Below are 17,523 nucleotides of genomic sequence, written 5' to 3' on the forward strand. Positions count from 1 at the left end.
AGATCGAAATGGAGAGGTCACCGATGCCCGTGGCCGACCGGCGGCGCCCCCAACGCCGACGGCCCCCTCGCCGCGGGGGCGAGGGGGCCGTGGCGTCAGGAGTTCCTACTTGCAGGGGTCGTCGGGCTCCGGCTGGGGCTCCGGGTCCGGCTGGGGCTCCTCGTGGCCGCCGTCGTCGGGCTGCTCGTGACCGCCGCCGTCCTCGTGGCCGGCGTCGGGCTGCTCATGGCCGCCGTTGTCCTGGCCGCCGTCCTCGTGACCGCCGTCCTGCTGACCGCCGCCGTGCTCACCCTCGGGCACCTCGGGGAGCTCCGGCACCTCGGGCAGGGTCGGCTCCTCGCACTCGCCCCCGCCAGGGATGACCTCCGGCGCGGTGAGCTCGAAGTCGTAGGTCGTGCTCGGCGTCGAGACTAGGTCGACGGCGGCATCGAGCTCCGCGTTGCCGCTGCCCTGGTTGACGACCACGCCGTTGACGATGATGTCGGACTGACCCGCGATGTAGTCGGCGAGGGGAAGCGCACCGCCGTTCGAGCAGAAGGTCTTGGACGAGTCGATCACGTCGGGGATGACCTTCGTGGAGCACCAGCGTCCGGCACCCGCCTGGTAGCGGTGCCAGGTATCCGGGGTGGTGCTGGCGCCCTCGTTGTAGACCGGCTCGTAGAAGAGCGTCGCAAAGCCGCCCTCGGCCGCGCCGTTGAAGTCGACGATGAGCTGCAGGCTCGGGAACTGGAACGGAGCAGCAGGGTTGACCGCGCCCTGGTACGCCGAGTACGCCGCCGTCGGGATCCACTCCGCGAGCGGCGAGCCCGCATCCTCCCGCGAGACGATCGACGCCTTGTCGTTCGCACCCGGCGTCGTCAGCCGGAGCGCGGCGTCGCCACCGCCGGTGGGGGCGACGAACGCGTCCGTGACCTCCAGGGCACCCCCCTCGCGCGTCCCGTTGTCCGTGTACGGCGCGAGATCCGGCAGCACGTAGGTGGTGCCGACCACCGGCACACCCGGCAGGTCCAGCGGGTCCGCGTTGCCGGACCCGACCATCGCGACGGCACTGCCGCCGACGATCAGGGCCCCGGTGGCCGCGAGCGCGGCCATCCCCCGACGTCCGAGTTTCGCCCTGTGAAGACCCATGTGTGTGATGCCTTTCCGCCGCTCGGGTGATGTGGCCGCCGTCGGACCACACGCCGGAGTAACGAAGAGGACACGGAAGGGTGACGAAGAAGCCGTCCGAAAGACGTAATCCGGGGTCGGCGATCAGACGATCACGGTGGGATCCTCAGCCCGCTCCGGACGGGAGGGCGGCGCCGGTGTCCTTCAGCCCGATGCCCGAGAGCTGCAGGCGGAAGGACTCGGTCAGCAGGGCGGCGAGGATCTCCGCGGCGCCGTCGTAGGTCAGGCCGTCGGGCGGGCGGATGTTCGAGACGCAGTTGCGCTCGGAGTCCATGCGCCCCGGCCTCGGCTCGAAGGTCAGGTAGGCGCCGAGGGAGTCGGGCGACGACATCCCCGGGCGCTCGCCGATGAGCACGAGCACCATGCGCCCGCCGAGCGCGACGGCGATCTCGTCGCCCAGCGCCACCCGGGCCTGCTCGGCGACGACCACCGGGGCCACCGACCAGCCCTCCAGCCGCGGCAGCAGGGCGTCGACCACCGCCACGGCGTGGTCCTGCACCGCGCGGGCCGAGAGCCCGTCGGAGATCACGACGACGAGGTCGTGCTCACCGGCCTCGAGGCCGTGCTCGGGGGCGAGGCGACGTCCCAGGTCCGGGCGCTGCAGGTACTCGGCGCGGTCAGCGGCCTGCGAGTGCATGACGGGCCCGGCACGGTCGCCGAGCGCGGCGACGATCGCGTCGGTGTCCAGCGCGGTGTGCACGGCGTCGCGGGCCTGGGCGTGGGCGGCGGCGAGACGGAGGTTCTCGGCGGTGGACAGGCCGTCACCGGCCCGTCCAAGACCCACGCGCGCCCGCGTCGCGGCCCGCAGCGCGTCCCAGGGATCGACCTCGCTCATGCCATCAGCGCCCGGATCGGCTCGGGTACCAGCTGCGGCACGCGGCCGACATCGTCGAGCAGCCCCACCGACCCCAGCCACGCCTCGAACTCGGGCGCCGGTCGCAGCCCGAGCGTCTGGCGGACCTGCAGCACGTCCTGGAACGACAGCGACTGGTAGTTGAGCATGATGTCGTCGCCCCCCGGCACCGTGATCACGAACGAGCAACCCGCGGCGCCCAGGGTGAGCAGCAGGGTGTCGGTGTCGTCGGCGTCGGCCTCGGCGTGGTTGGTGTAGCAGACGTCGACGCCCATCGGGACGCCGAGCAGCTTGCCGCAGAGGTGGTCCTCCAGGCCGGCGCGCAGGATCTGCTTGCCGTCGAAGAGGTACTCCGGGCCGATGAAGCCGACGACGGTGTTGACGAGCAGCGGGTCGAACGCCCGGCACACGGCGTAGGCGCGGGCCTCGAGGGTCTGCTCGTCGACGTCGTGGTGGGCGTCGGCCGAGAGCGCCGAGCCCTGTCCCGTCTCGAAGTACGTGACGTTGTTGCCGACGGTGCCGCGGTGCAGCTCGGACGCCGCGGCGTGGGCCTCGCGCAGTTGGTCCAGCGTCACCCCGAAGCCCCGGTTGGCGGCCTGGGTGCCGGCCACGGACTGGAAGACGAGGTCGACGGGCGCGCCCTGTTCGAGCAGCTCCAGCGTGGTGGTCACGTGCGTGAGCACGCACGACTGGATCGGCGCCCCGAGCCGCTGCCGGGCGTCGTCGATCAGCTCGAGCAGCGCGCGCACCGTCGAGGGCCGGTCGGTGGCGGGGTTGATGCCCACCACCGCGTCGCCGGCGCCGTGCAGCAGCCCGTCCACCAGCGACGCGGTGATACCGACGGGGTCGTCGGTCGGGTGGTTGGGCTGCAGGCGCGTCGCCAGCCGCCCCTCGAGGCCGATCGTCGTGCGCAGGCCCGTGACGACGCGGGTCTTGCGCCCCACGGCGACCAGGTCACCGACGCGCATGAGCTTGCTGACCGCTGCCACCATCTCGGGCGTGAGCCCCGGCGCGAGGTCGCTCAGCACGGTGGTGTCGGCCTCCCAGGACAGCAGCCAGTCCCGGAAGCCGCCGACGGTCAGCGACCGCACGGGCGCGAACGCGGCGGCGTCGTGGGAGTCCATGATCAGCCGGGTGACGTCGTCGTCCTCGTAGGGCACGACGGCCTCGTCGAGGAAGTGCGTGAGCGGCAGGTCGGCGAGCACCGTCTGGGCGGCCACCCGCTCGGCGGCGGACTCGGCGGCGAGGCCGGCGAGCACGTCCCCCGAGCGCGCCGGCGTCGCCTTGGCGAGCAGCTCGCGCAGGTCGGCGAAGCCGTACGAGTGCCCGCCGAGCGTGGTCGTCCAGCTCATCCGATCTCCTCCTCGGCCTTCGCCAGGGCCGCGAACTCCTCGTCCGGGGCCGCCGCGACGAGGTGGTGGCGTGAATAGAACCCGAAGTAGGCCATGAAGACGGCGAAGGCGCCGAGCGCGCAGAGCGCGGCGACGACGTCGACCAGGAACGTCGCCACGACGGCGGCCAGCGCCAGCACCAGCGCAACGCCGGTGGTGATCCGCCCGCCCGGGGTCCGGTACGGCCGCGGCATGTCGGGGTTCCGGACGCGCAGCACCTGGTGCGCCACCATCATCAGCACGTAGGACAGCGTCGCCCCGAACACCGCCAGGTTGATGAGGATGTCGCCGTTGCCGGTCGCGGCGAGGACGAAGCCGATGGCACCGGGGACGACCAGCGCGAGCGTCGGCGCCTTGCGGCCGTTCGTGCGCGAGAGCACCCGCGGCAGGTAGCCCGCGCGCGAGAGCGCGAAGGTCTGGCGCGAGTAGGCGTAGATGATCGAGAAGAAGCTCGCGATCAGGCCGAGCAGACCGATGTAGTTCACGGTCGTCGACAGCCAGGTCGACCCGCCGGAGCCGGCCTCGAGGGCGCTGACCAGCGGGTTCTCGCTCTCCGAGAGCCCGAGGGAGCCCTGCGCGCCGGGCGCCAGGAAGAGCACGGCGGCCGCCGAGAGGGCCAGGACGCCCATCGCGACGATGATCCCGCGCGGCACCGCGCGCACGGGGTCGCGCGCCTCCTCGGCGGCCAGCGGGACCCCCTCGACGGCGAGGAAGAACCAGATCGCGAACGGGAAGCTCGCCCAGACGCCGACCAGGCCGAACGGCAGGAACGGGGACGCGCCGACGGCGTCGCCGGCCGGGATGTCGGTGAGGTTCGCGGTGTCGAAGGACCCGACGGCACCGAACGCGAAGAGCAGGAGCCCGGCCAGCGCGATCGCGGTGATCACGAAGGTGACCTTGAGGGCCTCGCCCACGCCGAGGAGGTGGATGCCGATGAAGAGCACGTAGCAGGCGAGGTAGACCCACCAGCCGTCGGTGATCCCGAACAGGCCGAGCGACTCGACGTAGCCGCCGATGAACGTCGCGATCGCGGCAGGCGCCACGGCGTACTCGAGCAGGATCGCCGCGCCCGTCGCGAAGCCGCCCCACGGGCCCATCGCGACGCGGGCGAAGGTGTAGCCACCGCCGGCCGCCGGCAGCGCCGAGGACATCTCGGCGAGCCCGAGCACCATGCAGGCGTACATCACGGCCATGAGCACGGCGGCGATGGCGAGACCGCCCCAGCCGCCCTGCGCGAGCCCGAAGTGCCACCCGGCGTAGTCGCCCGAGATCACGTACGCGACGCCCAGGCCGGCCAGCAGGACCCAGCTCGCGGAGCCCGCCTTCAGCTGCCGCGCAGCGAGGTAGTCACTCCCCGCGCCCGTCCCCGGGCTCGACTCCACCCGATCCGCCATGTGTGTCCCCTTCCGCCGTCCCTCGGATGCCACAGCGTGAGGCAGGTGTGAAGTCCGTGGGTGACGATGGGGTTGCGATCGCCGACGTGCGTGATCTCCTCAGCGATAGCTCAGAAGATCACGCACGACAGGTCAGTCGGTGAGGTTCGTGCGGCAGCGGTTGAGCAGGGCGCGCAGGTCGGCGCGCTCGTCGTCGTCGAACCCGTCGACCATGCTGGCCTCGACCTCGGCGGTCACCGGGGCGAGCCGCTCGAGCAGCGACCAGCCCTCGTCGGACAGGCCGATGAGCACGCGTCGCCCGTGCGCGGGGTCCGGGGTGCGCGTGATCCAGCGCCCGCGCTCCAGGGCGGCGACCAGGTCGCCCATCGCCTGGGCGCTGACGAAGGCGTTGCGGGCGAGCTCCGCGCTGGTCTGCCCCTCGCGGCGCGCGAGCACCGTCAGCGCCGTCCACTGCGGCACCGTGATGCCTGATCCCCGCAACCGCTCGTCGAGGCGGGCGCGCACCGCGAGCTCCACCTGCTTGACGGCGTAGAGCAGGGAGGGCGGTCCCTCGGTCCTCGTCACCGCACCCTTCCCGGCGCCTTCCGTCGAGGCGACCGCCCGGATAATATCAACCTCCTTGACATTTCAGGTATCGCCCGGAAGGGGATCGATGGCGCCGCAACTGCCCCAGTCGCTGACGCTGGAGCACGACGGACCGGTCGCCGTGCTGCGCCTCGCGCGGCCAGGCAAGCGCAACGCACTCGACGACGCCACCGTCCGGGGGCTGGAGGCGTTCTTCACCGCGCCGCCGGCGGACGTGCGCGCCGTGGTGCTCGACGCCGAGGGCGACCACTTCTCCGCCGGGCTCGACCTCGCGGAGCTCGGGGCCACCGACGGCGTGGCCGGTGTCGAGCACTCGCGCTTCTGGCACCGCGTCTTCGACCGGATGGAGCGCGGGCGCCTCCCCGTCGTCTCCGTCCTCAAGGGCGCCGTGGTGGGCGGCGGCCTCGAGCTCGCCGCGGCCACGCACGTCCGCGTCGCGGAGAGCTCCGCGTTCTACGCCCTGCCCGAGGCGCGCCACGGCCTCTTCGTCGGGGGTGGCGGCTCGGTGCGCATCCCGCGGCTCATCGGCGTGCACCGCATGACCGACCTGATGCTCACCGGCCGCGTGCTCGACGCCCACGAGGGCCTGGCGCTGGGCATCTCCACCTACCTCACCGAGCCCGGCGAGGGCTTCGCGAAGGCCCTCGAGCTGGCCCACCGCATGGCCGACAACCCGCCGATGAGCACCTTCGCGGTGCTCCAGGCCCTGCCCCGCATCGCCGCCGCGCGCGACGACGAGGGCTACCTCATGGAGTCGCTGATGGCCGCCATCTCCTCGAGCAGCGCCGAGGCCCAGGACCGCATGAGCGCCTTCCTGGACGGACGCGCGGGGAAGGTCCGCTGATGACGACGCCGGCTCCCCCACCGGCGGGCACCGTCATCGCCCGCTTCGTCGACTGGCTCGCGACCGAGCGCGGGCTGGTGTTCGACGACTACGACGCCCTGCAGCGCTGGTCGGTCACCGACCTCGACGGCTTCTGGTCGGCGATCGCCGAGTTCTACGCTGTCCCGTTCCACGAGCCGCCCCGCACGGTGCTCGAGAGCCGCCGGATGCCGGGCGCGGTGTGGTTCCCGGGGGCGACGCTGAACTACGCGGAGCGCGCCGTCGAGGGGCCCGAGCCCGACGACGACGTCGCCCTGCTCGCCTACTCCCAGACCCGCGAGCCCCAGCGGTGGACCCGCGGTGAGCTGCGCGACGCCGTCGCCCGTGCCCGGGCCGGCCTGGTGCGCCTCGGCGTGGGACGCGGGGACCGGGTGGTCGCCTACGCCCCGAACATCCCCGAGACGGTGGTCGCGCACCTCGCGGCCGCGAGCCTCGGCGCAGTGTGGGCCTCGTGCGCGCCGGAGTTCGGGGCGCGCAGCGTGATCGACCGCTTCGCCCAGGTCGAGCCGACGGTCCTGATCGCCGTCGCCGGCTACGTCTACGGCGACAAGCCCGTCGACCGCAGCAGCGAGGTCGCGGCGCTGCGCGCGGCCCTCCCGAGCGTGCGCCACGTCGTCGCCGTGCCCTACGGCCCCGGCGAGGTCCCGGACGCGGTGGCGTGGTCGGAGCTGGTCGGGACCCCGGCGGCGCCGGCCTACGACCCGGTGCCGTTCGACCACCCGCTGGTGGTGCTGTTCTCGTCGGGGACGACCGGGCCGCCCAAGGCGATCGTGCACGGTCACGGCGGGATCACCGTCGAGCACCTCAAGAACCACGGCCTCGCGTGGGACGTGCAGCCCGGGGACCGGATGCTCTGGTTCACCACGACCGCCTGGATGATGTGGAACGCGCTGGTCTCCGGGCTGCTCCACGGCGCGTCGCTGATCCTCGTCGACGGCAACCCGCTGCACCCCGACCTGGCGTGGCAGTGGCGCCTCGCGGCCGAGGCCCGGGCGACCCACTTCGGCTCCTCCCCCGGCTTCCTCATGGCCTGCCGGGCCGAGGGCGTGCACCCCGCGCGCGACCACGACCTGTCCCCGCTGCGCCAGGTCTGCGTGGCGGGCAGCCCGCTGCCGCCCGAGGGCTACCGCTGGGTCGCCGACGAGTTCGGCCCCGACGTCCTGCTGCTCGTCGGCAGCGGCGGCACCGACGTGTGCTCCGGGATCGTCCAGGGCGGGCCGTGGCAGGAGGTCGTCGAGGGCGAGATCTCCGGCCGCGAGCTCGGGGTCGACACGGCCGCGTTCGACGAGGCAGGCCACGAGGTGGTGGGTGAGCGCGGCGAGCTGGTGATCCGCGCGCCGATGCCGTCGATGCCGTTGTTCTTCTGGGGCGACGACGACGGCTCGCGGCTGCACGCCGCCTACTTCGACACCTACCCCGGCGTGTGGCGCCACGGCGACTGGGTGCGGTTCTCGCCGTCCGGGTCGGTCGTGGTCTCCGGCCGCTCGGACGCCACGCTGAACCGCGGCGGCGTGCGTCTGGGCACCGCCGAGTTCTACGCCGTCGTGGAGGAGCTGCCCGAGGTGGCCGACAGCCTCGTGATCCACCTCGAGGACCCGGCCGGCGGACCCGGCGAGCTGCTGCTCTTCGTCGTGCCGGCCCCGGGCCACGAGGTCGACGACGCGCTCGTCGCCCGGATCCGCGGCGAGCTGCGCTCGTCGCTCTCCCCGCGCCACGTGCCCGACCGGATTCACGGCGTGCCGGCGGTACCCCGCACGCGCACCGGCAAGAAGCTCGAGGTCCCGGCCAAGCGGATCCTGCTCGGCGCCGACCCGGACACGGTCGCGTCGCGGGACGCGCTCGTCGACCCGGGCGCGCTGGAGCCGTTCGCGGCACTGGCCCGACCGTGACGATCGCGGTCGTCGGGACCGGCGTCATCGGCGAGAGCTGGGCGCGGCTCTTCCTCGCCCACGGCCACGAGGTCACGGCCACCGACCCCGCGCCCGGCGCGGAGGACCGGCTGCGCGCGTCGCTCGGTCCCGCGGAGCGCCTGTGGTTCACCGACGACCTCGCCGCGGCCGTCGCCGACGCGGACTTCGTGCAGGAGAACGGCCCGGAGCGTCTCGAGGTCAAGCACGAGCTGCTCGCGATCGTCGACGCGGCTGCCGGGCCCGACGTCGTCGTCGCCAGCAGCTCGTCGATGCTGCGCCCCACCGACCTCGCCCGCGGCGCCCCGACGCACCCCGAGCGCGTGCTGGTCGGGCACCCCTTCAACCCGCCGCACCTGGTGCCGCTGGTGGAGGTGGTGCCCGGGGAGATGACCTCGTCGGCCGCGGTCGACGCCGCGATGGCCTTCTACGCCTCGGTCGGTCGCTCGCCGCTGCGCCTGCGCGCCGAGCTCCCGGGCCACCTCGCGAACCGCCTGCAGGCCGCGTTGTGGCGCGAGGCGTACTCGCTGGTCGCGCGGGGGGTGGCGACGGTCGCCGACGTCGACACCGCGATCACCGAGGGGCCGGGCCTGCGGTGGGCGGCACTGGGCCCGTTCACCAACCAGCACCTCTCCGGCGGGCCGGGCGGCATCGCGCACGTCCTCGAGCACCTCGGGCCCGGCACCGAGGCGCTCTGGGCCGACCTCGGGACGGTCTCGCACACCCCGGAGCTCGTGGAACGCATCGTGGCCGGCATCGACGAGGCCCTCGCCGGGAGCGACGGCGCCGACCTCCTCGCCCGCCGGGACGCGGTGATCGCGGCCGTGCTCGCCGCCCGTCGGGAGACCGGCCGGTAACGGGGCCGACCGCCCTATCCTGACCGGGCCGGAGGGGCGCGGACGGAGCGGCGATGGACGGCGAGCACGGGACGTCGCCGTCGATGTTGTGTCCGGACCTCGTCGACCGCTCCCGCGAGCTCACGGCGCTGCGCGACCGGTTGGCGTCGGCGTCGGACGGTCACGGCGGCGTCCTGGTCCTGCGCGGCGAGCCCGGCACCGGGAAGACGCGGTTGCTGCGCGAGGCGGTGGCGCTCGCCCACGACCTCGGTGTCCGCGTGCTCGCCGGGCGCTCGGTCCCGGATCGGGGCTCCGTGCCCTATCGCCCGCTCACCGAGGCGTTCCTCGCCGCGTTCCGCTCCGTGCCGCGGCCGACCTCCCCCGAGCTCGCCGGGTTCGGGGCCCACCTCGGCCGTCTCGTGCCGGCGTGGTCCGCCGCGGAGGCGGGCGTCGACGACTCGCCCCTGATGATGGGCGAGGCCGTCGTGCGGCTCCTGCGCCCGATGGGCCCGTGCCTGCTCGTCCTCGAGGACCTGCACTGGGCAGACGCCGAGACGGTGGCCGTCCTCGACCACCTCGCCGACGCGCTGACCGGCGAGCCGACGCTGGTCCTGGGCACGACGCGGGTCGAGGGCGCGCTCACCGAGGTGCTCGAGCGTCTCGTGCGCCGCGACCCGGCCTCGGTGCTCCCGGTCGCGCCCCTGGAGGACGGCGGGGTCGACCGGATGGTGACGTCGTGCCTCGCCACCTCGTCGCCGCCACCGGAGGTGGGAGCCTTCCTCCGGGCACGCAGTGAGGGGATCTCGCTCGTCGTCGAGGAGCTCCTGGCGGGTCTGGTGGCCGCCGGCGAGCTGCGCCTCGAGCAGGGCCGGTGGAGCAGCCCCGGCGAGCTCACCGCCCGCGTGCCCGCGAGCCTGCGCGAGTCGGTGGCCCGGCGGCTCGCGACGCTGGACCCCGTCCCCCGCCGGGTGGTCGGCGCCGCCGCGGTGCTGGGACGGCGCTTCGACTGGGAGCTGGTGCCCGGGATCGCCGGCGTCGACGGGCGCGCCGCGGCCGACGCGTTGCGGACGCTGGTCGACCGGCAGCTCGTCGAGGTCGACGGCCAGGGGTTCGCGTTCCGGCACGCCCTCACCCGCGAGGCGGTCCTCGACGACCTGCTGCCGCCCGACCGCCGGGAGCTGGCCCGGCGGGCCCGGCCGGTGGTCGAGCGCGCGAACCCCGGCCTCCCCGGCAGCTCCTGCGAGCTCGTGGCCGAGCTGGCCGAGGCCGCCGGGGATCCCGTGGCCGCCGCGTCCTCCCTCGTCGAGAGCACCCGACGCGCCCTGGCCGGCGGGGCGGTCGCCAGCGCCGAGATCACCTTGCGGCGCGCCCGCCGCCTCGCCGGCGACGATGAGACCGTGCGTCGCGACGTCGACGAGGTCGCCGTGGACGTGCTCGTCGCCGCCGGCAAGCCCCGGGAGACGCTCGAGATCGGGCGGGGCCTGGCGGGCCGGATGGGCGAGGCCGGGGTCGCGCCGGAGCGGCGTGTGGCGCTCCTGATCACCCTGGCCCGCGCCGCGGTCGGTGCCGGGGACGTGCCCGGCGCGGTGGGCGACCTCGCGGCGGCACGGGCGGCGGCGGACGGGCACGTCGACGACGCGCTGGCCGCCCGCATCACGGCGGTCGAGGCCCACGTCGCCCTCGAGCAGGGCCGCGCCGGCGACGCCGAGACGCTGGCGCGAGGCGCCGTGGACGCCGCCGTCGCCACCGGGCAGCCCGCCGTCGAGTGCGAGGGGCTCGAGGTCCTCGGGCGGATCGCGCCCGACCTCGGTCCCGGTGCCTCGACGGGCTGGCTCGAGCGCGCCGCGCGGGTCGCGGAGCGCGCGGGGCTGGCCACCTGGCACCTGCGGGCCCGGCACGAGCTGGCCCTGAGGACCTGGGAACCGGAGGCCCTGCGGTCGACCCGCGACCTCGCCGCGCGGTACGGGGCGCTGACGACGGTGGCGGTCATGGAGCTCAGCCTCGCCGACCTCGCGCTCGGCGACTTCGACCGGGCGGAGAGCCTCCGCGCCGCGCAGGCCTGCGTGGACGCCAGCACCCGGTACGGGCTGGCCACCGCGCCCGTCGCCCACCTGTGGCTCGCGGGCGCCCAGGCCCTCGCCGGCGACGACGGAGCGATGCAGGTCGCCCTCGATCGCGCGCTCGCCCCGGATCCCGCCGACCCGCGGGTCCTCGGTGACCTCCACGGACGGGTGCTCGCGACGCGCTCGTTCGTCGCCGACGACCTCGGCGCGCTGCGGGACCAGCTGGACACGATGATCGGCCACGTCCGCGCCGCCGACCCGGCCCGGTCGGTGTTCCCCGGGCGCGTGCTCTGGGCGATGGTCCACACCGCCGAGGACGACGACCTCGGGGTGGCGGCGCGCGCGGAGAACGCCGAGGCGACCGAGCACCTCGGCGTGGCGGTCTTCCGCTGCACCGCCGACATGATCGAGGCGGTCGCGCTGGGACGGGCGCGGGCCGGCGCCGACGCGGCGTCGCTGATGGAGCGGGCGCGCGCGACGGACCTCTCCGCCGGAGTCGTGGGCCTGCGCCAGTGCGTCCAGTTGCTGGCCGCCCGCGCCGCGATCCGGGACGGCTGGGGCGATCCCGTGACCTGGCTCCGCGAGACCGAGGCGTTCTTCGCCACGCGGGGCCACGAGCGGACCGCGCGCCGCTGCCGGCTCCTGATCGGCGAGGCCGGCGCACCCGTGCCGCGGCGCGGGAGGGACACGTCGGTCGTCCCGGCCGCGCTGCGGGCGCTGGGCGTGACGAGCCGGGAGGTCGACGTGCTCGAGCTCGTCGCGCTCGGTCTGTCCAACCGGGAGATCGGCGCCCGGCTGTTCCTCTCGCCGCGGACGGTGGAACGCCACCTCGGGAGCCTCTTCGTGCGCACCGGCCTGCACGACCGCGGGGCGCTGGGCGCGCTGGCCCGGTCGCACGGCGTCCAAGATGGGTGAGCCCCGGCGCTAAGTGCGGGGTCCGGTCCCGATGTCGGGCCACGGTGCGGGCCGCACGCTCGACGCCATGAACACCTCCGTGCACGAGATCGCCGACGGCGTCTACCGCCTGTCCACCTGTGTCCCCGACGTCGTCCCCGGCGGCTTCACCTTCAACCAGTACCTGATCGACGCCGAGGAGCCCCTGCTCTTCCACACCGGCCCGCGACGGATGTTCCCGCTCGTCGCCGACGCCGTCGGCCGCGTCATCGACGTCTCCCGGCTGCGGTGGATCAGCTTCGGCCACGTCGAGGCCGACGAGTGCGGCGCGATGAACGAGTGGCTCGCCGCGGCGCCCGAGGCCCGGGTGATGTTCAACCGGCTCGGCTGCCTCGTCTCGGTCGAGGACCTCGCCGACCGCCCGCCCGAGCCGGTGGACGACGGCGCCCGCCTCGATCTCGGCGGCCACGTCGTCCGCACCATCGCGACGCCCCACGTCCCGCACGGATGGGAGGCGCAGGTGCTGCACGACGAGACGACGGACACGCTGTTGTGCGGCGACCTGTTCACCCGCACCGGCGACGGCCCGGCGCTCGTCCACGACACCGATCTCATCGGCCCCGCCCTCGAGGCCGAGGACCTGTTCGGCGCCACGGCGCTCACCACCTCGACCGCCCCGACGCTGCGCGACCTCGCGGACCTCGAGCCGCGCACGCTCGCGCTCATGCACGGCCCGGCGTTCGTCGGGGACTCCGCCGGAGCCCTGCGCGACCTCGCCGACGCCTACGAGGCGCGCGTGACCCGGGCGGTCGCGTCGTGAGCGCGCCGTCGTCGCAAGGGCGCGTCCACGTCGAGGACGTCCCGGAGATCGCGCCGCCCGAGTCCGTCCGGCTCGCCGGGACCGAGACCGCGCGCATGCACGCCCTGCTCGCCGCGCTCGACGCCGACGAGTGGCGCCGGCCGACCGACTGCCCGGCGTGGGACGTCCGGGCCGTGGCCGGGCACGTGCTGGGCATGACCGAGGGCTTCACGAGCCTGCGCCGGATGGCCACCGGGATGATCACCGCCACCCGGCGGGCCGGGGACGGGCCCGTCGTCGACGCCCTCACCGCGCTCCAGGTCGAGAAGAACAGCGCGCTCGAGGTCCCGGAACTCCTGCGTCGGATGGAGGTCGCCGGGCCTGCGCAGGCGCGGTGGCGCGGGCGGGCCCGCCTCGTGCGCCCGATGCCCTCGAAGGAGGAGGTCAACGGCGCGACCGAGACATGGCGCATGGCCTTCATCCTCGACGTGATCCTCACCCGTGACACCTGGATGCACCGCGTCGACGTCGCGTACGCCACCGGGCGGGACCTCGCACCGACCCCGGAGCACGACGGCCGGCTGGTCGCCCACGTGGTGGCCGAGTGGGGGCGTCGCCACGGTCGCCCGTTCGCGCTCCACCTCACCGGCCCGGCGGGCGGGACCTTCGTCCAGGGCGACCGGTCCGGCCGGGGCGAGCAGATCACCCTCGACGCCGTCGAGTTCTGTCGGACCCTCTCGGGGAGGGCGCAGGGGCAGGGCCTGCTGGCGACCGAGGTGCCGTTCTGACCCGATCGGTCACATCCGTGCCCGCCCGTGCGTCTCCTCGTCGACGTCCCCGACGCGACCCGAGGAGCACCCCATGGACATCCGCACCCTCACCTACCGGACCACCACCGCCGTCACCGTGTTCGTGCTGCTCTCGGGCGGCGCGGCGTACCTGCTCGGTGCCGAGGGGGCCGTCGCGGGCGTGACCGCGCTCGGCTACCCCGCCTACGTCGTCACCCTCCTCGGCGTGTGGAAGGTGCTCGGCGCCGTCGCCCTCACCGTCCCCGGCTACGCGCGGCTCAAGGAGTGGGCCTACGCCGGGGTCGTGTTCGACCTCAGCGGCGCGACGGTCTCGCACCTGGCCTCGGGCAGCGCCGCGTTCCACGCGGTGGTGCCCACGACACTGCTCGTCGTCGCTGGGCTCTCGTGGGCGACCCGGCCCGCCTCCCGCCGTCTCGACGCCCCGGAGCGCGAGGCCGTCGCGGTGGGATGAGCGGTGGGGTGCTCAGCCGTCCTGCAGGGCGCGGTCCACCGCGGCCGCGGCGCCGTCGAGGGCGATGGCCTGCTGCGAGCCGTCGGTGAGGTCCTTGAGCTGGATCTCCCCGGCCTCGAGGTCGCGCTCGCCGAGCACGAGCGCGAAACGGGCGCCCGAGCGGTCGGCCGCCTTCATGGCGCCCTTCAGCCCGCGGCCACCGTAGGCGAGGTCGGCGCGGATGCCCGCGTGGCGCAGCGCCCCGATGATCCCGACGAGGCGGTCCTTGGCCGCGTCGCCGAGCGGCACACCGAAGACCTCGACCCGCGAGGCCGTGTCGAGCCCCGCCTCCTCCACCCGGCAGGCGAGGAGCGCGCGGTCGACGCCGAGGCCGAACCCGACCCCGGAGAGGTCCTGCCCGCCGAGCTCGGCCATCAGGCCGTCGTAGCGCCCGCCGCCGCCGATGCCCGACTGCGAGCCCAGACCGTCGTGGACGAACTCGAAGGTCGTCTTCGTGTAGTAGTCGAGCCCGCGCACCATCCACGGGTTCTCGACGTAGGCGACGCCGAGGTCGTCGAGGTGACGCTTGACCGCCGCGTGGTGCGCGGCCGCCTCGTCGGAGAGGTGGTCGATCATCAGCGGGGCGTCGGTGAGCTGCTCGCGGACCTCGGGGCGCTTGTCGTCGAGCACGCGCAGCGGGTTGATCCGGGCGCGCTCGCGGGTGGCCTCGTCGAGGTCGAGCTTCTCCAGGAACCGCGTGAGCTCCTGGCGGTACTGGGGCCGCGTGGTGGCGTCGCCGAGGCTCGTGATCTCCAGGCGGTAGCGGCGCAGGCCCAGCGCGCGGAACCCGGCGTCGGCGACGGCGAGGACCTCGGCGTCCAGGGCCGGGTCGTCGACGCCGATGGCCTCGACCCCGACCTGCTGGAGCTGACGGAAGCGCCCGGCCTGCGGGCGTTCGTAGCGGAAGAACGGCCCGGTGTAGCGCAGCTTCACCGGCAGCCCGCCGCGGTCGAGGCCGTGCTCGATCACCGACCGGACGACGCCCGCGGTGCCCTCGGGCCGCAGGGTCACCGAGCGGCCGCCGCGGTCGTCGAAGGAGTACATCTCCTTGCTGACGACGTCGGTGGACTCGCCGACGCCGCGCGCGTAGAGCGCGGTGTCCTCGAAGACCGGCAGCTCGATGTGGGCGTAGCCGGCGCGGTCGGCCTCGCGGACGAGGGTGTCGCGGACGCTCGTGAACTCCGGCCCGACGTACTCGGGGACGCCCTTGGGCGCGCTGAAGCCCCCGGGCGGGACGGCCGCGGTCACAGGTGGCGTCCGGGCGCGCTCGTGAGGCCCCGCACGAAGGGGTTGCTGTCGCGCTCCTGACCGACCGTCGTCATCGGCCCGTGGCCGGGCAGCACGGCGGTGTCGTCGGGCAGCGTCAGGATCTTGTCGCGCAGCGAGGCCATCATCTCCTCGGTCGATCCCCCGGGCAGGTCGGTACGCCCGATGCTGCCCTGGAACAGGGTGTCCCCCGCGATGAGGAACGGGCGGTCGTCCTCGGTGGCCGACCGGAAGACCACCGAACCGCGGGTGTGGCCCGGGGTGTGGTCGACGGTCAGGCGCAGGCCGGCGAGCTCGAGGTCGGCGCCGTCGTCGAGGACCTCGACCGAGCGGGGCTCGCGGAACTCCAGGCCCGGGTACATCTGCGCCAGCTGCGCGCCCATGGGTCCGACGGCCTTGAACGGGTCGGCGAGCATGAAGCGGTCCTCGGGGTGGATCCACGCCGGGATGTCGTCGCCGTCGCAGACCGGCGTCACCGACCACATGTGGTCCATGTGGCCGTGGGTGAGCAGGACGGCCACCGGGGTCAGCTTGTGCCGGGCGATCACCTCGCGCAGCCCGTCCTCGGCGTCCTGCCCGGGGTCGACCACGATGCACGGTTCCCCGGGGCCGGGCGCGACCACGTAGCAGTTGGTCTCGAACACCCCGGCCGCGAAGGCCTCGACCAGCACGTCCTCGTCCTCCTCGGACAGATCGGTTCGATTCCCCACCCTAGTCGAGCCCACACTCCGGGCCCGTCGGCGCGGTTCCTACGATGTCCGCCGTGCCGACGAACGAACAGCGCCGGAAGGCCGCCAAGAAGAAGCTGGAGCGTCAGCTCGAGCGACGCGCGGAGCGGGCGAGGCGACGTCGGCAACGTCTGACCATCATCTCGGTGGTCTCGGTCGTGGCGGTGGTCGCCGTGGCGGCGGGCATCTACTTCGTCGTGACCGCCGACGACGACCCGGCGCCGGTGGCCGCGCCGTCGACGTGCACGTACAACCCGTCGGAGGCGGCGGCCAAGCCCAACACCCCGCCCGACGGCAACCCCCCGACCACCGGCACCGTCGACGTCACCCTGCAGACCTCGCAGGGCGCGATCCCGATGACGCTCGACCGCGCGTCGGCACCCTGCGCGGTCAACGCGGTGGTCAGCCTCGCCTCGCAGGGCTTCTACGACGACACGCCCTGCCCGCGCCTGGTGACGAGCCAGGGCCTCCAGGTGCTCCAGTGCGGCGACCCGACCGGCTCGGGCTCGGGCGGCCCGGGCTACCAGTACGCCGAGGAGCCCCCGGCCGGCCTGCCGCCGTTCCCGGGCGCCGAGGGCCAGGCGTCGACCTACGCCCGCGGCCTCGTGGCCATGGCGAAGAGCTCGCAGCCGGGCTCGACGGGCAGCCAGTTCTTCCTCGTCTACGGCGACTCGGCCCTGCCGCCGGAGTACTCGGTGGTCGGGCGGATCGCGACCCCCGGGCTCGCGGTGCTCGACCGCGTCGGCGCGGGCGGGGACGACGGCTCGAACCAGGCCGGGGGCGGCGCGCCGCGCATCCCGGTGCAGATCCAGCGCGCCGTCGTCGCCGCGCCGCCGGCGCCCTGACGCAGATGTCAGCGGCGTGGCGCCGCAGACGTTGAGTGTCCGTAACGCCACGCAGACGACCGGAGCAGACGACCGGAGCAGACGACCGGAGCAGACGACCGGAGCGCGCGACCGGGACATCCGATTCGTCCAAGCCGGCGAGGCGCGCGTCGCCCTAGCGTCCTCCCATGGATGAGGACGCTGTCGCGCGCGAGATCGTCGCGCTCGCCCGGGAATGGAACACCGCGATCGTCTCGGACGACGCCGACCGCATCGCCGAGTTCATGACCGACGACTGGGTGATCGTCTCGTGGACCGGGGTCACGGGACGGGACGACTTCCTCGCGTACGTGCGCTCCGGCGCGCTCGGGCACACGCGGATGGAGCCCGCGAGCGAGCCCCGGGTGCGCGTCCTGGGGGACGTCGCGACCCTCGTCGTCCGCGTCCTGAGCACCGCCCAGTTCGGCGGCGCGGACATCGACGCCGACGAGTGGACCTCGGACGTCTTCGTCCGCGCCGACGGTCGCTGGCGCTGCGCTCTGACGCACATCACCCCGGTATCGCCGACGTCCTGAGCCGATCGAGTGCGTGGGGTTACGGACACTCAACGTCTGCGGCGCCACGCCGCTGACAT

Annotated in this window: 16 protein-coding genes; 9 read left to right on the forward strand and 7 right to left on the reverse strand. The window is 74.3% G+C overall.

What is annotated here, in order from left to right; all coding sequences use genetic code 11:
* Nucleotides 1-105: 105 nt before the first annotated feature.
* The 5 genes from OG774_RS06170 to OG774_RS06190 form a co-directional block, all read right to left on the reverse strand.
* Nucleotides 106-1,092 carry a hypothetical protein gene (locus OG774_RS06170; RefSeq protein ID WP_328307651.1) on the reverse strand — a complete coding sequence of 329 codons (987 nt, stop codon included), beginning with the start codon at nt 1,090-1,092 and terminating at the stop codon, nt 106-108.
* Nucleotides 1,093-1,273: 181 nt separating this feature from the next.
* Nucleotides 1,274-2,002: an ethanolamine ammonia-lyase subunit EutC gene (eutC, locus tag OG774_RS06175; protein WP_328307653.1), complete on the reverse strand. Its 729-nt coding sequence runs from the start codon at nt 2,000-2,002 to the stop codon at nt 1,274-1,276.
* Nucleotides 1,999-3,372: an ethanolamine ammonia-lyase subunit EutB gene (locus OG774_RS06180; RefSeq protein ID WP_328307655.1), complete on the reverse strand. Its 1,374-nt coding sequence runs from the start codon at nt 3,370-3,372 to the stop codon at nt 1,999-2,001. Before OG774_RS06180 ends, eutC begins: the two co-directional genes overlap by 4 nt.
* On the reverse strand, nt 3,369-4,805 hold the full coding sequence (gene eat / locus OG774_RS06185; RefSeq protein WP_328307658.1) for an ethanolamine permease: 1,437 nt from the start codon (nt 4,803-4,805) through the stop codon (nt 3,369-3,371). Before eat ends, OG774_RS06180 begins: the two co-directional genes overlap by 4 nt.
* Before the next feature lie 132 nt (nt 4,806-4,937).
* A complete protein-coding gene (locus OG774_RS06190) occupies nt 4,938-5,369 on the reverse strand; it encodes a MarR family winged helix-turn-helix transcriptional regulator (protein ID WP_328307660.1) in 432 nt (143 codons plus the stop codon).
* A gap of 88 nt (nt 5,370-5,457) precedes the next feature.
* Here OG774_RS06190 and OG774_RS06195 point away from each other — a divergent pair, with 88 nt between their 5' ends.
* The 7 genes from OG774_RS06195 (at nt 5,458) to OG774_RS06225 (ending at nt 14,032) form a co-directional block, all read left to right on the forward strand.
* Nucleotides 5,458-6,234, forward strand: coding sequence for a crotonase/enoyl-CoA hydratase family protein (locus OG774_RS06195; protein WP_328307662.1), 777 nt, complete (start codon nt 5,458-5,460; stop codon nt 6,232-6,234).
* On the forward strand, nt 6,234-8,162 hold the full coding sequence (locus OG774_RS06200; RefSeq protein WP_328307665.1) for an acetoacetate--CoA ligase: 1,929 nt from the start codon (nt 6,234-6,236) through the stop codon (nt 8,160-8,162). Before OG774_RS06195 ends, OG774_RS06200 begins: the two co-directional genes overlap by 1 nt.
* On the forward strand, nt 8,159-9,037 hold the full coding sequence (locus tag OG774_RS06205) for a 3-hydroxyacyl-CoA dehydrogenase NAD-binding domain-containing protein (RefSeq protein WP_328307667.1): 879 nt from the start codon (nt 8,159-8,161) through the stop codon (nt 9,035-9,037). Before OG774_RS06200 ends, OG774_RS06205 begins: the two co-directional genes overlap by 4 nt.
* A 53-nt stretch (nt 9,038-9,090) precedes the next feature.
* The gene (locus OG774_RS06210) at nt 9,091-11,994 is read left to right on the forward strand and encodes an ATP-binding protein (protein ID WP_328307669.1); all 2,904 of its coding nucleotides are present in this window, start codon (nt 9,091-9,093) and stop codon (nt 11,992-11,994) included.
* Between the two features lie 67 nt (nt 11,995-12,061).
* Nucleotides 12,062-12,793, forward strand: coding sequence for a hypothetical protein (locus OG774_RS06215; protein WP_328307671.1), 732 nt, complete (start codon nt 12,062-12,064; stop codon nt 12,791-12,793).
* On the forward strand, nt 12,790-13,560 hold the full coding sequence (locus tag OG774_RS06220; protein WP_328307673.1) for a maleylpyruvate isomerase family mycothiol-dependent enzyme: 771 nt from the start codon (nt 12,790-12,792) through the stop codon (nt 13,558-13,560). The genes OG774_RS06215 and OG774_RS06220 overlap by 4 nt, the downstream gene beginning before the upstream one ends.
* Nucleotides 13,561-13,633: 73 nt before the next feature.
* Nucleotides 13,634-14,032, forward strand: a complete 399-nt coding sequence (locus OG774_RS06225) for a DoxX family protein (RefSeq protein ID WP_328307675.1) — start codon at nt 13,634-13,636, stop codon at nt 14,030-14,032.
* A 12-nt stretch (nt 14,033-14,044) separates the two neighbouring features.
* Here the strand turns inward: OG774_RS06225 and hisS are convergent, their stop codons facing one another.
* Together hisS and OG774_RS06235 are read right to left on the reverse strand one after the other, a co-directional pair.
* Complete coding sequence (gene hisS / locus OG774_RS06230; RefSeq protein WP_328307677.1) at nt 14,045-15,319, reverse strand: histidine--tRNA ligase; 1,275 nt, start codon at nt 15,317-15,319, stop codon at nt 14,045-14,047.
* Nucleotides 15,316-16,008 carry an MBL fold metallo-hydrolase gene (locus OG774_RS06235; RefSeq protein ID WP_328310820.1) on the reverse strand — a complete coding sequence of 231 codons (693 nt, stop codon included), beginning with the start codon at nt 16,006-16,008 and terminating at the stop codon, nt 15,316-15,318. Before OG774_RS06235 ends, hisS begins: the two co-directional genes overlap by 4 nt.
* A gap of 92 nt (nt 16,009-16,100) precedes the next feature.
* Between OG774_RS06235 and OG774_RS06240 the strand changes: the two genes are divergently transcribed.
* Both OG774_RS06240 and OG774_RS06245 read left to right on the forward strand, forming a co-directional pair.
* Nucleotides 16,101-16,910 carry a peptidylprolyl isomerase gene (locus tag OG774_RS06240; RefSeq protein WP_328307680.1) on the forward strand — a complete coding sequence of 270 codons (810 nt, stop codon included), beginning with the start codon at nt 16,101-16,103 and terminating at the stop codon, nt 16,908-16,910.
* Nucleotides 16,911-17,077: 167 nt separating this feature from the next.
* The gene (locus tag OG774_RS06245) at nt 17,078-17,464 is read left to right on the forward strand and encodes a nuclear transport factor 2 family protein (protein WP_328307682.1); all 387 of its coding nucleotides are present in this window, start codon (nt 17,078-17,080) and stop codon (nt 17,462-17,464) included.
* Nucleotides 17,465-17,523: the final 59 nt, after the last annotated feature.

Origin of the sequence: Actinomycetospora sp. NBC_00405 (assembly GCF_036044095.1) — a bacterium.
Taxonomy (GTDB): Bacteria; Actinomycetota; Actinomycetes; order Mycobacteriales; family Pseudonocardiaceae; genus Actinomycetospora; species Actinomycetospora callitridis.

Coding starts and splice junctions, on each gene's coding strand:
- eutC (WP_328307653.1), bottom strand. CDS start 2,002: ATGAGCGAGGTCGATCCCTGGGACGCGCTGCGGGCCGCGACGCGGGCG.
- OG774_RS06200 (WP_328307665.1), top strand. CDS start 6,234: ATGACGACGCCGGCTCCCCCACCGGCGGGCACCGTCATCGCCCGCTTC.
- eat (WP_328307658.1), bottom strand. CDS start 4,805: ATGGCGGATCGGGTGGAGTCGAGCCCGGGGACGGGCGCGGGGAGTGAC.
- OG774_RS06215 (WP_328307671.1), top strand. CDS start 12,062: ATGAACACCTCCGTGCACGAGATCGCCGACGGCGTCTACCGCCTGTCC.
- OG774_RS06180 (WP_328307655.1), bottom strand. CDS start 3,372: ATGAGCTGGACGACCACGCTCGGCGGGCACTCGTACGGCTTCGCCGAC.
- OG774_RS06225 (WP_328307675.1), top strand. CDS start 13,634: ATGGACATCCGCACCCTCACCTACCGGACCACCACCGCCGTCACCGTG.
- OG774_RS06245 (WP_328307682.1), top strand. CDS start 17,078: ATGGATGAGGACGCTGTCGCGCGCGAGATCGTCGCGCTCGCCCGGGAA.
- OG774_RS06170 (WP_328307651.1), bottom strand. CDS start 1,092: ATGGCCGCGCTCGCGGCCACCGGGGCCCTGATCGTCGGCGGCAGTGCC.
- OG774_RS06195 (WP_328307662.1), top strand. CDS start 5,458: ATGGCGCCGCAACTGCCCCAGTCGCTGACGCTGGAGCACGACGGACCG.
- OG774_RS06210 (WP_328307669.1), top strand. CDS start 9,091: ATGGACGGCGAGCACGGGACGTCGCCGTCGATGTTGTGTCCGGACCTC.